Raw genomic sequence first — 12,008 nt, 5'->3', positions numbered from 1 at the left:
TCACACGGAGAGCTGCTGTCGGGTCGTTTCCGGCAGCAGCTCAACCGCCTGCTGATAGGACGCGTCCACCAGGTAGTAAATTTGCGAGCCTGGAATCGATCCATCCAGATAGACGGTGCTCCAGTGCGCCTTATTGAGGTGCTGGCTCGGCCTCACGTCATCATGCTGTTGACGTAGCAAATCCGCCAGTTCAGGGCTGGTTTTCAGCGACGCCGCCGGACGGCCTTCCACCTCTTTCACCATCGCAAACAGCACATCCCCCACCTTAACCTGCGTGGCTTTCCAGTCGCTATGGACGCTCTGCTCCGCGCCGGGCTTGCTCATGCAGTACTGAAGTATCTCCGAAATTGTCATCTTTATTCCCCTTGTAGCGTGGCGATAATTTTACGCGAACCACCGTGAATGCGATGCTCTCCCAGCCAGATCCCCTGCCACGTTCCCAACAGCAGCCGCCCGTTGTGAACCGGCAGCATAAGCGATACGCCCAACAGGGAGGATTTAATATGCGAAGGCATATCGTCTGCCCCCTCATAGTCATGCTCATAAGGAGCGTTGTCCGGGACGCTCTTCAGAAAATGGTGCTCCATGTCTGACCGGACGGTGGGATCGCAATTTTCATTAAGCGTGAGAGAGGCAGACGTGTGCTGAAGGAGCAGATGCAGCAAACCCGTTTTGACCCGCGGCAGGTCGCGGATTTGCCCGATGACTTCGTCCGTCACCAGATGAAATCCGCGTGGTTTCGCGCTTAAGGTCAGGGTCTGTTGATACCACATGTGCTGCTCCGTAATGAAAGATGAATCTTTCTAAGTGTGCAGCAAGAAGCCGAAAGGTAAAACCCGCAGCGACGAGATTTGCTTAAAAAAGAGTCAAACTCGTCGCCTGCGGTTTAATACTCAGAGTTCACAATGACCTCTTCGCCAAACTTTCCGGCCATCGGCAGCGGTCGATAGGTCGAGTTAGAGGCACGCAATACCCTGATCCCTCTGGCACCCACGTCATGCGCGGCAGTGATGTCGTTATCCGAATCGCCGTAGAATACTTTGATATTTTTCTTTTCCAGCCACTGGGTTTTGGTGTTTTGCCCTTCTTTGTCACCGGCAAAAATCACCGGATTCATGCTGGCTACCGGGATCTGAAAATCATCCTGCAGGGTTTTGGAGACGGTTTCCGTTTTGGTCTGACTGCGGCCGGTCACAAAGTAAATGCTGTCCCCGCGCTTCACGTGCATGGCAATAAGCGCCCGGGCAACCTCTTTCGGGATGCTGAATTCGTCCCAGCCGTTATTCATTTTTTCCCAGAATTCCGGGTTCTTCAGATACGCTTCGCTGTCGGGCGAATACATTTTTTTTCCGCGCCAGAAGCCCGGGCTGGAGAAGAGAACGGTATCGTCAATGTCAAAACCCACGGCCATTGGCGCACGGCCCATCAGGCTGTTTTCGATTTGAGCCACGGAAACCCAGTGAATGGGCGCCTGCTCGGCAAGCATGGCGGCAGTGGTACCGGTGTAAAGCGGCGTCGGGGCAGAAGCTCGCGCGACGACGGCGCTATTAAGCGAGAACAATAAGCAGGCGGCGCTGAGCGCCAGTGTGATCTTGCGCATATTTTCCCCTGAAAATTCAGTTTGTTATCGTTTTAATTTGAGCGAACGGTCAAAAAACTATCCGACCATAACCCCAGCGGGAGGTGAAGGGAAGGAGTTTTTACTTATGAAGATGAATAAAAAGAAGATGATCACAAAGCGCAGATGTGACGTGTAGGCCCGGTAACCGGGCAAGATTCTTGTGCGGCCTGATGCCCTCACCCCAACCCTCTCCCACAGGGAGAGGGGGAAAAGAGTTGTGAGTACTTACATTACAGCAGCAAACGCCTGCGCCACGCGATGAACGTTGCTGGAATTCAGACCCGCCACGCACATACGGCCGCTGCCGATGAGATAAACGCCGAACTCTTCGCGAAGGCGATCGACCTGCGCCGCACTCAGTCCGGTATAGCTGAACATCCCGCGCTGCTTGAGCAGATAGTCGAAGTTATGTCCCGGCACCGCCTCTTTCAGGACGTTAACCAGTTCCTGACGCATCGAAAGAATGCGCTTACGCATCGCTTCCACTTCGCCAAGCCAGGACGCTTTCAGCTGCTCATCACCGAGAACCGTCGCCACCACCTGCGCACCAAAGTTTGGCGGGCTGGAGTAGATACGGCGTACCGTCGCTTTCAGCTGGCCGAGCACGCGGCTGGCTGCTTCGGCATCCTCACACACTACGGACAGACCGCCAACGCGTTCACCGTACAGGGAGAAGATTTTAGAGAAGGAGTTACTAACCAGAGCAGGCAGCCCGGCGCTGGCTACGGCGCGGATGGCGTAAGCATCTTCTTCCATGCCCGCGCCAAATCCCTGGTAGGCAATGTCGAGGAACGGGATCAGGTCACGGGCCTTCAGTACCTCAATCACCGCATCCCACTGGGCGTTAGTGAGATCTGCACCGGTCGGGTTATGGCAGCATGGGTGCAGCAGCACAATACTGCGCGCCGGCAGCGTGTTCAGTTTTTCCAACAGCGCTTCAACGCGCACGCCGTTAGTTTTGCTGTCGAACCATGGATAGGTCTCGACCTTAAAACCTGCGCCCTCGAAGATCGCAACGTGGTTTTCCCACGTCGGGTCACTGACCCACACGCCTGAATCCGGAAAGTATTTTTTCAGGAAGTCTGCACCCACTTTTAGCGCACCCGAGCCGCCCAGCGTCTGGATGGTCGCCACGCGTTTTTGCGCGAGCACCGCGTGATCGGCGCCGAACAGCAGCGGTGTAATGGTGTTGCGATAAGCGTTTAGCCCTTCCATCGGCAGATAAAGGGAAGCGCCGTGTGGAACAGCGTTCAGACGCGCTTCGGCTTCGGCAACGGCTTTTAATTGAGGAATGATGCCATCCTCGTTGTAATACAGACCGATGCTGAGGTTCACTTTGTCGCTGCGAGGATCTTCTTTGAAACGCTCCATTAAGGAGAGGATAGGGTCGCCGGCATAGGCGTCAACTTTCTGAAACACGCGATGGTTCTCCGGAATTCGATGAGGCAGGGATTTCAACAATAAACCGGAATATCACGCAACACCACCCCTTAGGATTATCCTGCGATCGGCATAGGTTTTTTGCGTCCTTTAGCCATGACATTTACCCAATATTTTCCCCTTCTCGCTTTCCGTAATGTGACTCCTGCGCAACCGCGCATTCACTGATTCAAGGAGTTCACATCATGGATTCACAATTTATTGGTTCAGTTATTAACGCCCTGCCGCTGGAGCATATGATCGGCGGTCCGCTGCAGGCGATGATCAAAGCACAGGTTCAGGCGAGCAAGTCCTATACCGACTTCCTGCTCTCTGTCTGCATTAAAGACGGCAAAGCCGTCGCGATCGAGTTCGACTACGACGAAACCGTGGTAGACGAACAAGGCGTGAACAAAGGCAGCGTGACCCGCAAGATGAGCATTCCGCTGCTGGCGGCGATCACGCACCCTATCATCTGTATCGAAGACGGCACCATCGACTTTGAGCTGGAAGTGAGCCAGAGCGAAGCCAGTTCCAGCAGTACCGAAGCGGAGGCCTCCGTGGAAGCGTCCGTCGGCTGGGGTGTCTTTAAAGCCAAAATGACCGGCAAAGTCTCCCATAAATCGGAGCAGACCCGTTCGACCGACACACGCGCGAAATACTCCATTCATACCCAGATTAAACGCCAGGAACCACCTGAAGCTCTGCAGCGCGTGATTGATTACCTGACCAACGCCAAAACCAAGCCTGTCGCCGCGCAATAATCTTCCACGCCGCGACATACGTGCGATTCCGTAACGCAGGGGCTACCCGGGTAGCCCTTTTTCCAGGAGCGAAATATGTCTTTTAAAAAATGGCTGCGCGGCGGCAAGGATGAAGAGCCGGAAAACAGGACGGGCAAAGAGGATGAAGGCACGCCGCCTGTACAGGAAAACACGCCCCCTACGCCGCCAGCCGATATTCCCGGCGTGCCGATCTCGCTTGAAGATATTACGCGCGGGATGCAGTACGCGGCCACGGCGGCCAACGAACTGATTGCTCAGCAGTATATGAAAGCGCTGGATCCCTTTTTCGAACCTGCTGAGGACGGTTCGTTGGTTCCACGCACGATACAGCTGGCACTGGATGAAAAGCACTACTTTGACCTGCCCTTGGTCGCACTTTCAACGCCGCGCGGGCTGATGCTGGAGAAAATGAAGGTCAACCTGACGATCCGTACAGAAGGCATGCAGGCACCTTCCCGCCAGTCTGGTGAAAACGAATTTGGTCGCTTTCACGTCAGCCTTTCGCCTTCCAGCGATAACAAAGGCGGGCGTGACAGCCGCCACGTCGATGTGGAGATGCAGTTTACCGCGCTTGAGCCACCGGAAAGCGTTATGCGCTTGATTGACGAATACACCAACAAGGTGATTCCCCGTCCGAAAGCAGAGGAGACTCCGTAATGCACACACAACCAGAACGTACAGGTGACAAGGGTATTCAGCTGATTTGCCAGTTTGAAGGACTGAAGCTGGAGCGTTATCGCGATGCCGTAGGTTTATGGACCATCGGCTATGGCCATTTGATCCTCAAAGAGGAGATGGAAAAGCTCACCAAAATTACTACCGGCGAAGCCAAAGAACTGCTGCGCAAAGATCTGAAACGCACCGAGGACGGCGTGAAAAAGCTGCTGAACCAGTCAGCAACGCAGGCGCAATTCGACGCGCTGGTTTCCTTCGCCTTCAACCTCGGCGTTGGCAATTTGAAGAAATCAACGCTGCTCAAAAAATTCAACGCGGGCGATGTTCAGGGCGCCGCACTGCAGTTCAAAAGCTGGAATAAGGCAGGCGGGAAGGTATTGGCTGGTCTGACGCGTCGCCGCGAGGCGGAAATGAAGTTATTTCTCAGTTAACTCGACAGGAAAAACACATGAAATCATTATCCATAGTGCAAATGGCCGTTCTTTCTGCTTCCTTATTCGCCGTTTTACAGGCTACTGCCGCCATACCAACCTGCGAAGATGAAATAAAGGAAGTTAACGCCTTTTTATCTTCTCAGGGTGTACCGCCCGTCAATAATGTGACCGAGCTGGCGACAACCCTTCGCCATATAAAAAATTTTGGCCGCCTGCCCGACCGCTATATCACGTCGGAAGAAGCCAAACGCCTCGGCTGGTCGGGGAGTGAAAGCGAGTCACTTTGGGGGTTGAAACTCACTCATCAAAAATGGATCGGAGGCGACAAATACAGCCATAGCGCTCTTCCTGCCGATCAGCCCTGGCTTAGCGCGGATGTGGATGTCGTAAAGGGCTATCGCTCTCCTGAACGTTTGATTTACAGCCTGTCAGGGCAACAGCGCTTTATCACTACCGATAAGTATCAGCATATTGTTGAGCTGGATCCCTGCCAATAATAAGCGCCCGTTACGATAATAAATCCCCTTTTTCGAGGGGGTTTATCCTTGCAGAGGATGAATGTATGTCTGACATCTATCTCCCGACCCTCATCAGCGAAGCCTTGCTGGCATTTTCAGGCTTATTTGGCGGCGTCAGTATTTCGTTTTTCTGGCAACCGCAGCGGCTGCATCAGCACAGCCGATTTATGGCAGGCATTATTTTTGGCGGAATCAGCATGGGTGCGGCCGTCGCATTAGGTGGCTTATCAGCCCGCTGGTTAAAGATAGACCTTAACCAGGCCGATATCACGCTTGGTTTAGGTTATATCCTCGGGGCAATGAGTAATGGTCTGATCGTCTGGCTGGCAAACTTTTTCCGCCGGCACGAACAGCGCGATATTTTTGATGTCGCCAGCGTCATCAAAAGCAAAGTCAGGCACGAGTCACTTTCTCCGCCTGATTTAACCCATAACAATCCCGATGGAGAGTAAATGCTTAACATAATGAATGGCTGGGTTCTTCCCTTTATTATCCTCGTCGACCTTGTCACCTCGCTGCTCATTTTGTTTGCAGCCTATAGTCGAAGAGTCCATGCTCTGCCGGTAATGTGTAAAGTCGGCTTAGCTGCCCTCGCCTTTGGCTTTTTTGGTGAGAGCAGTTTAAACATGAAATTTATCCTTACTGGGGCTGATATACTGAGTGACAGTTTTCCCTTCTGGCTATTGCAGGACTTTGGAACGCTGGTGGTCGTGATATACTATTTCAAATCTCAGTATCATTAAAAAAAGCGCGACAGTATTCTGCCTGTCGCGCTTTTCACTAAACATAGTTTGATACCAATCCTGCGTCTTACAAAAACGGCCTAATTGCCCATATATTTAAAATAGAGCATTGCAGCCTGTGTTCGATTGTTGACCTGCAATCGGTGAAAAATGGATTCCAGATGTACTTTGACCGTACCAGCACTGATATTCAGTTGTCTGCTGATCTGCTTATTTGTTCCTCCATTCGCCAGCAGCTTGAGCACTTCCTTCTGCCGACGACTCAGAGTATGAATCGGTAAACCGCCAGTGGGTTGTTCTCGCTGAATCACGGCCTGCTCCGGAAAGCAGACCACACCCGAGGAAACCATGCTAAGTATCTGGCTGATTTTCTCGGCGGGAAGATCCTTAGTAAAAATGCCCTTAATGCTTTGACGAATGTAGAAGTTGAATATCTTATCCGTCGTTTTTCGTAACATTACCACGATCGGTAGCTCAGGCCAGTTTGACATCAAATTTGTGATAAAATCACGGCATTTCATTTCACCATCCAGCAAAATAATGCTGACTGGCATAGAGGTTAAAATTGCGTGTGCATCTTCAAAGTTGTTCGCTGAAAAAACAGTGCATTCCGGCATTACGCGTTCCAGCTCTGTTTTCATACCGTGAATGAAGATCGGTAATTCATCGATCATTAATATGTTCATTGTAGCATAACCCCGTGTGAAATCTATTTTCTTAGATTATTCAACTAACTTATTCCGAAATTAAGTATGCGTGCTATTGCAGAACTGTAAAAACAGCATTCGGCATAAGGCAAATGTCATATGCCTAAGCACAAAGTTAAGCAGTGCTACACATTAAACATAGCCATATTTAATTAAGAACGAACTTATCGCTATCAAAAATACCCTGGGCTTAATAGCATATTTCTCGAAATATTGCCGACACGTATTATTTAACTGCACGCGTGCCATCCACCTACATATTAATATTTCAATGAGATCATTTATGACAATACTAACAGTGTATTTCTGTGGTACTGGTTCTAATAAGTTTGATGAGTCTCATGCTAATTACTGGAACGGCGAGCTCATTTCTTCTCTGGCCGCCAATAACAAGGGTAAAGAGTTCGCCGAATGGGTCATTCTTGATGGCCCGGGAAGCGGTAATCTTCAAAGCGATGAACTTTGGGTCAAAAGCGGAGAATATTCTCAGCTTCGGGCCCAGCTTCTGGGCAGCGGCTGGAATGAGAATGTTCAGCACGCGATCAATATTATTAAAGGGCACGTTGACTGGCAGCGAGAAAAGCTCACAAAAGAGAACTATGAGCAGCTCAAAAAGGCGGGCGTGCCGATTCAGGACGTTGAGGTTACCGGATCGTTTTGGTGGCGCAAGTATGATTATGGTGACCGTAAAGTGACCCAGCAGGCGCTGCAGCAGCAAATTATTAAAACCTTCCGTCAGGGCCAGATTCTGCCCACTCAGGTGAACCTTGTGGGATGGAGCCGGGGCGGAATTAGCTGCCATATGCTTGCGAATGCGATGCTGGCCGATCCCCTTTTGACGACTATTCCGGTGAATATTTTTGCTGTCGATCCGGTTCCGGGAATGGGTAATTTCCAGCCGGAAAAAGTCACTCTGGGCAGCAACGTGAAGGAGTATGTGGCTTTCTATGCCCGACACGAGCGTTCAAAAGGTTTCTCGTGCGTCATTCCACAGACCGATAGCACGACAAAGGTACATATTTATCCTATGTCTGGTCGTCACGCTACGCTGGTGGGAAATGCGTCGGCTAATGGGAATAGCGGGGAAAAAGTGGTGCATGAACCGGGCACGATCGTGCGTCATTTTGCCGAAGTTTGCCTGCAAAGATGGGGGGTCACGCTGGATAAAAAGCTCAATCTTGATGGTGTGCAGCTGCTGGAATTGCATCAGGTCATTCAGCGTAACGCTCCGCTGTTCGCCGAAATGCAGAAAACGGTGTACACCATTTCGGAAAACGATGGGGGAGAACGCTATGTCTCACTGGGCAATACAGGAAAACGCTTCTCATCCATTCAGGGCGCGCGCTTCAGTCCAGAGTCAGGGCTGGCGTCAGATTATTTAACGAATCAGGCGATTTATAACGTGTTGAAATAAGCGTTACTTGTCCAACGGCAGCGTATGCCGTTGGACTGTTACGTACACGTTTCAGTCGACGTACTTCATCGCCACCCGAGACGTCAGGCGGGTAATAAGTTCGTAAGCACTCACTTTAGTAATTTCAGCAATACGTTCAACGGGTAAACCTTCCCCCCACATCACCACATCGTCGCCGGGTTTATCCTGCGCTTCTGGCCCCAGATCGACGCAAATCATGTCCATCGCCACGCGACCAACGATCTTCACCTCGCGACCGTTGACGAGAACCGGCGTACCCGACGGCGCGGCACGGGGATAACCGTCGCCATAGCCCATCGCCACCACGCCAAGGCGGGTATCACGCTCGCTGGTCCAGGTACCGCCGTAGCCCACCGGCTCACCCGCTTTATGGTCACGCACGGCAATCAGGTTAGAGACCAGCGACATGACCGGCTGGAAGCCAAAATCCGGCCCCCAGGGCTTGTTCTCCAGCGGTGATACGCCGTAAAGAATGATGCCCGGTCGCGCCCAGTCGAAGTGCGACTGCGGCCACAGCAAAATACCGCCGGATGCGGCGATCGAGCGCATCCCCGGCTTGCCTTCGCAGAAGGTATTAAAGATATCCAGCTGCCGCTCGGTTGCACCGCACTCGGGCTCATCGGCACGGGCGAAGTGGCTAACAATATTCACCGGCTGGCGCACGTTTTTGCACCGGCATAGACGCTGGTAAAACGCTTCCGCGCTTTCCGGACGCACGCCCAGACGGTGCATGCCCGTGTCTAGCTTCATCCAGACGGTCACCGGCTCGCTCAGCTCGGCGGTTTCAAGTGCGGCCAGCTGTTCTTCATTGTGTACCGCCGTGTGCAGATGCTGGTCAGCAATGGTTGGCAGATCGCTGGCTTCGAAAAAACCTTCGAGGAGAAGAATCGGTTGGGTAATCCCCCCCGCGCGCAGGCGGAGGGCTTCTTCAAGACGGGCGACGCCAAAGGCATCGGCATCGGGGAGCGTTCGCGCGGTCTCAAGAAGACCGTGTCCGTAAGCGTTCGCTTTCACGACTGCAACGAGCTTGCTGGCAGGCGCCAGTTCACGCAGACGTTGCAGGTTGTGTCGCAGAGCGCGGCGGTTAATAACAACAGTTGCCGCTTGCATTTGAATTCCTTAGAAATTACTCATCATCATATTGAGGACCGGCATAGTTGTCGAAACGCGACCACTGTCCGTTAAAGGTCAGACGTACCGTCCCGATCGGGCCGTTACGTTGTTTACCAATAATAATTTCGGCGATCCCTTTCAGGTCGCTGTTCTCGTGATAAACCTCATCACGGTAGATAAACATGATTAAGTCGGCATCCTGCTCGATGGAGCCGGATTCACGCAGGTCGGAGTTGACCGGGCGCTTGTCGGCACGTTGTTCCAGAGAACGGTTAAGCTGCGACAGCGCCACCACCGGCACGTGCAGCTCTTTGGCTAATGCCTTGAGCGAGCGGGAAATCTCCGCAATCTCCAGCGTACGGTTGTCGGAAAGCGACGGAACGCGCATCAGCTGAAGGTAGTCGATCATGATGAGGCCGATGCCGCCGTGTTCACGGGCGATACGGCGCGCGCGGGAACGAACCTCCGTCGGCGTCAGGCCGGAGGAGTCATCGATATAGATGTTCCGTTTTTCCAGCAGAATGCCCATGGTGCCGGAGATGCGCGCCCAGTCTTCATCATCGAGCTGGCCGGTACGAATGCGGGTCTGATCCACGCGAGACAGCGATGCCAGAGAACGCATCATAATCTGCTCGGAGGGCATCTCAAGACTGAAGATAAGCACCGGCTTATCCTGCAACATCGCCGCATTTTCGACGAGGTTCATCGCAAAAGTGGTTTTACCCATCGACGGACGCGCGGCGACGATAATCAAATCCGACGGCTGAAGGCCAGCGGTTTTCTTGTTCAAATCATCATAGCCGGTATTCACTCCGGTGACGCCATCGTGCGGCTGCTGGAACAGCTGTTCGATACGGGCGACGGTGGCGTCGAGCACATCGGCGATATTTTTTGGGCCTTCGTCTTTGTTGGCGCGGCTTTCGGCGATTTTGAAGACGCGGGACTCGGCAAGGTCAAGCAGGTCTTCGCTGGTGCGACCCTGCGGATCAAAACCCGCTTCGGCGATCTCGTTCGCCACCGAAATCATCTCGCGGACGACGGCACGTTCGCGCACGATATCGGCATAAGCGCTAATGTTCGCCGCACTAGGCGTGTTTTTTGACAGTTCCGCCAGATAGGCAAACCCACCACAGCTGTCGAGTTGACCAAGACGCTCCAGTGATTCCGCGAGCGTGATCAGATCGATCGGGCTGCCCGATTCCTGCAGACGCGCCATTTCGGTAAAGATGTGGCGGTGCGGGCGGGTGTAGAAATCTTCCGCCACGACGCGTTCGGCGACGTCGTCCCAGCGCTCGTTATCCAGCATTAAACCGCCCAACACCGACTGTTCCGCTTCAATCGAGTGCGGCGGGACCTTTAACCCTGCGACCTGGAAATCACGCTCGCGAGGTTCAGTCTGTTTGTTGAAGGGTTTGTTTCCTGCCATAGTGAATGGAGTTACCGAGATAAAGAGTGGGTCGAAAGATTACCATATTTTTCTTACGGAGGGAGCATGGCAACGCGCATTGAATTTCAGAAACACGGTGGGCCAGACGTACTCAAAGCGGTGGAGTTCACCCCCACCGCGCCTGGCGAAAACGAAGTGCAGGTTGAAAACAAAGCCATAGGCATAAACTACATCGACACCTATATTCGCGGCGGGCTCTACCCGCCTCCGTCAATGCCGAGCGGCCTCGGCACCGAGGCAGCCGGTGTCGTCGTCAAAGTGGGCAGCGCGGTTAAGCATATTAAAGAGGGCGACCGTGTGGTATATGCGCAGTCGGCGCTGGGCGCTTACAGCTCCGTCCACAACGTCCCGGCGGATAAAGCCGCCCTGCTGCCTAACGCTATCTCCTTCGAACAGGCGGCGGCCTCGTTCCTGAAAGGTCTGACGGTTTACTACCTGCTGCGTAAAACCTATGAAATTAAACCCGACGAGCAGTTCCTGTTTCATGCCGCGGCGGGCGGCGTCGGGCTCATCGCCTGTCAGTGGGCAAAAGCCCTGGGCGCAAAACTGATCGGCACCGTGGGCAATGCCCAAAAAGCGCAACGCGCGCTGCAGGCGGGCGCCTGGCAGGTGATTAACTATCGTGAAGAGAGCATTGTCGAACGGCTGAAGGAGATCACCAGCGGCAAAAAGGTGCGCGTCGTGTATGACTCGGTTGGGAAAGACACCTGGGAAGCGTCGCTGGACTGTCTGCAGCGTCGTGGGCTGATGGTGAGCTTCGGCAATGCGTCAGGTGCAGTCACCGGCGTGAATCTCGGTATTCTGAATCAGAAAGGCTCGCTGTACGTCACGCGCCCTTCCCTGCAGGGCTACATCACCAACCGGGAAGAACTTGAGGAAGCCAGCAACGAGCTGTTCTCGCTGATCGCCAGCGGCGTCATCAAAGTGGACGTGGCAGATGCGCAGAAATTCGCGCTGACCGATGCGCAGCGCGCGCATGAGGTGCTGGAGAGCCGGGCGACGCAGGGGTCGAGCCTGTTGATTCCCTGAGCCCCAAAAAGAAATTGGGCTTCCCGTGGGAAGCCCTTTCTTTTTTTAGTTCGGCTGTATGTAGGGTACAGCACGATGAATT

The 12,008-nt window shown here is 53.3% G+C and carries 15 protein-coding genes; 8 read left to right on the top strand and 7 right to left on the bottom strand.

Annotated elements, in window-relative coordinates; all coding sequences use genetic code 11:
• The 4 genes from UR504_RS18525 to tyrB all read right to left on the bottom strand — a co-directional run bounded on the left by UR504_RS18525 (position 1) and on the right by tyrB (position 3,040).
• Positions 1 to 354, bottom strand: a complete 354-nt coding sequence (locus tag UR504_RS18525; RefSeq protein ID WP_008503382.1) for an MmcQ/YjbR family DNA-binding protein — start codon at positions 352 to 354, stop codon at positions 1 to 3.
• 2 nt (positions 355 to 356) lie between these two features.
• Positions 357 to 773: a secondary thiamine-phosphate synthase enzyme YjbQ gene (locus UR504_RS18520; RefSeq protein WP_111964202.1), complete on the bottom strand. Its 417-nt coding sequence runs from the start codon at positions 771 to 773 to the stop codon at positions 357 to 359.
• A gap of 113 nt (positions 774 to 886) precedes the next feature.
• Positions 887 to 1,600, bottom strand: coding sequence for an acid phosphatase AphA (gene aphA / locus UR504_RS18515; RefSeq protein ID WP_133293590.1), 714 nt, complete (start codon positions 1,598 to 1,600; stop codon positions 887 to 889).
• A 246-nt stretch (positions 1,601 to 1,846) separates the two neighbouring features.
• The gene (tyrB, locus tag UR504_RS18510; RefSeq protein ID WP_115876914.1) at positions 1,847 to 3,040 is read right to left on the bottom strand and encodes an aromatic amino acid transaminase; all 1,194 of its coding nucleotides are present in this window, start codon (positions 3,038 to 3,040) and stop codon (positions 1,847 to 1,849) included.
• 206 nt (positions 3,041 to 3,246) lie between these two features.
• Here tyrB and UR504_RS18505 point away from each other — a divergent pair, with 206 nt between their 5' ends.
• The 6 genes from UR504_RS18505 (at position 3,247) to UR504_RS18480 (ending at position 6,195) form a co-directional block, all read left to right on the top strand.
• Positions 3,247 to 3,804 carry a DUF2589 domain-containing protein gene (locus UR504_RS18505; RefSeq protein WP_045335167.1) on the top strand — a complete coding sequence of 186 codons (558 nt, stop codon included), beginning with the start codon at positions 3,247 to 3,249 and terminating at the stop codon, positions 3,802 to 3,804.
• A gap of 75 nt (positions 3,805 to 3,879) precedes the next feature.
• Positions 3,880 to 4,482, top strand: coding sequence for a DUF2589 domain-containing protein (locus UR504_RS18500; RefSeq protein WP_271369641.1), 603 nt, complete (start codon positions 3,880 to 3,882; stop codon positions 4,480 to 4,482).
• Positions 4,482 to 4,931, top strand: coding sequence for a lysozyme (locus UR504_RS18495; protein ID WP_274241748.1), 450 nt, complete (start codon positions 4,482 to 4,484; stop codon positions 4,929 to 4,931). The genes UR504_RS18500 and UR504_RS18495 overlap by 1 nt, the downstream gene beginning before the upstream one ends.
• Positions 4,932 to 4,948: 17 nt before the next feature.
• Positions 4,949 to 5,431 (top strand): ribonuclease domain-containing protein, encoded by a 483-nt coding sequence (locus UR504_RS18490; protein ID WP_271369642.1) that lies wholly within the window; start codon positions 4,949 to 4,951, stop codon positions 5,429 to 5,431.
• Between the two features lie 65 nt (positions 5,432 to 5,496).
• The gene (locus tag UR504_RS18485; RefSeq protein ID WP_115876918.1) at positions 5,497 to 5,904 is read left to right on the top strand and encodes a hypothetical protein; all 408 of its coding nucleotides are present in this window, start codon (positions 5,497 to 5,499) and stop codon (positions 5,902 to 5,904) included.
• A complete protein-coding gene (locus UR504_RS18480) occupies positions 5,905 to 6,195 on the top strand; it encodes a hypothetical protein (RefSeq protein ID WP_111967849.1) in 291 nt (96 codons plus the stop codon).
• Between the two features lie 80 nt (positions 6,196 to 6,275).
• On the opposite strand, the gene UR504_RS18475 is transcribed toward UR504_RS18480, so the two are convergent.
• A complete protein-coding gene (locus UR504_RS18475; protein WP_240741472.1) occupies positions 6,276 to 6,869 on the bottom strand; it encodes a response regulator transcription factor in 594 nt (197 codons plus the stop codon).
• Between the two features lie 304 nt (positions 6,870 to 7,173).
• Between UR504_RS18475 and UR504_RS18470 the strand changes: the two genes are divergently transcribed.
• Positions 7,174 to 8,316, top strand: a complete 1,143-nt coding sequence (locus UR504_RS18470) for an ENY2 family protein (RefSeq protein ID WP_240741471.1) — start codon at positions 7,174 to 7,176, stop codon at positions 8,314 to 8,316.
• Positions 8,317 to 8,367: 51 nt separating this feature from the next.
• Here UR504_RS18470 and alr read toward each other — a convergent pair whose 3' ends face one another.
• Together alr and dnaB are read right to left on the bottom strand one after the other, a co-directional pair.
• A complete protein-coding gene (alr, locus tag UR504_RS18465) occupies positions 8,368 to 9,447 on the bottom strand; it encodes an alanine racemase (RefSeq protein WP_127729266.1) in 1,080 nt (359 codons plus the stop codon).
• 16 nt (positions 9,448 to 9,463) lie between these two features.
• A complete protein-coding gene (gene dnaB, locus UR504_RS18460; protein WP_023310046.1) occupies positions 9,464 to 10,876 on the bottom strand; it encodes a replicative DNA helicase in 1,413 nt (470 codons plus the stop codon).
• A 66-nt stretch (positions 10,877 to 10,942) separates the two neighbouring features.
• On the opposite strand from dnaB, the gene UR504_RS18455 reads away from it, so the two are divergent.
• Entirely contained in the window at positions 10,943 to 11,926 is a 984-nt protein-coding gene (locus UR504_RS18455; RefSeq protein WP_133293585.1) for a quinone oxidoreductase, read from the top strand.
• The last annotated feature ends 82 nt before the right edge of the window (positions 11,927 to 12,008 follow it).

The organism is Enterobacter sp. 241F3 (assembly GCF_034106785.1).
Taxonomy (GTDB): domain Bacteria; phylum Pseudomonadota; class Gammaproteobacteria; order Enterobacterales; family Enterobacteriaceae; genus Enterobacter; species Enterobacter vonholyi.
This window is presented reverse-complemented; position numbering and strand designations above follow the sequence as displayed.

Excerpts from the sequence above, each read along its gene's own strand:
- UR504_RS18525 (WP_008503382.1), bottom strand. The coding sequence starts at position 354 with ATGACAATTTCGGAGATACTTCAGTACTGCATGAGCAAGCCCGGCGCG.
- UR504_RS18470 (WP_240741471.1), top strand. The coding sequence starts at position 7,174 with ATGAGATCATTTATGACAATACTAACAGTGTATTTCTGTGGTACTGGT.
- UR504_RS18485 (WP_115876918.1), top strand. The coding sequence starts at position 5,497 with ATGTCTGACATCTATCTCCCGACCCTCATCAGCGAAGCCTTGCTGGCA.
- alr (WP_127729266.1), bottom strand. The coding sequence starts at position 9,447 with ATGCAAGCGGCAACTGTTGTTATTAACCGCCGCGCTCTGCGACACAAC.
- UR504_RS18480 (WP_111967849.1), top strand. The coding sequence starts at position 5,905 with ATGCTTAACATAATGAATGGCTGGGTTCTTCCCTTTATTATCCTCGTC.
- UR504_RS18495 (WP_274241748.1), top strand. The coding sequence starts at position 4,482 with ATGCACACACAACCAGAACGTACAGGTGACAAGGGTATTCAGCTGATT.
- UR504_RS18520 (WP_111964202.1), bottom strand. The coding sequence starts at position 773 with ATGTGGTATCAACAGACCCTGACCTTAAGCGCGAAACCACGCGGATTT.
- UR504_RS18505 (WP_045335167.1), top strand. The coding sequence starts at position 3,247 with ATGGATTCACAATTTATTGGTTCAGTTATTAACGCCCTGCCGCTGGAG.
- aphA (WP_133293590.1), bottom strand. The coding sequence starts at position 1,600 with ATGCGCAAGATCACACTGGCGCTCAGCGCCGCCTGCTTATTGTTCTCG.
- UR504_RS18490 (WP_271369642.1), top strand. The coding sequence starts at position 4,949 with ATGAAATCATTATCCATAGTGCAAATGGCCGTTCTTTCTGCTTCCTTA.
- dnaB (WP_023310046.1), bottom strand. The coding sequence starts at position 10,876 with ATGGCAGGAAACAAACCCTTCAACAAACAGACTGAACCTCGCGAGCGT.
- UR504_RS18455 (WP_133293585.1), top strand. The coding sequence starts at position 10,943 with ATGGCAACGCGCATTGAATTTCAGAAACACGGTGGGCCAGACGTACTC.
- UR504_RS18475 (WP_240741472.1), bottom strand. The coding sequence starts at position 6,869 with ATGATCGATGAATTACCGATCTTCATTCACGGTATGAAAACAGAGCTG.
- UR504_RS18500 (WP_271369641.1), top strand. The coding sequence starts at position 3,880 with ATGTCTTTTAAAAAATGGCTGCGCGGCGGCAAGGATGAAGAGCCGGAA.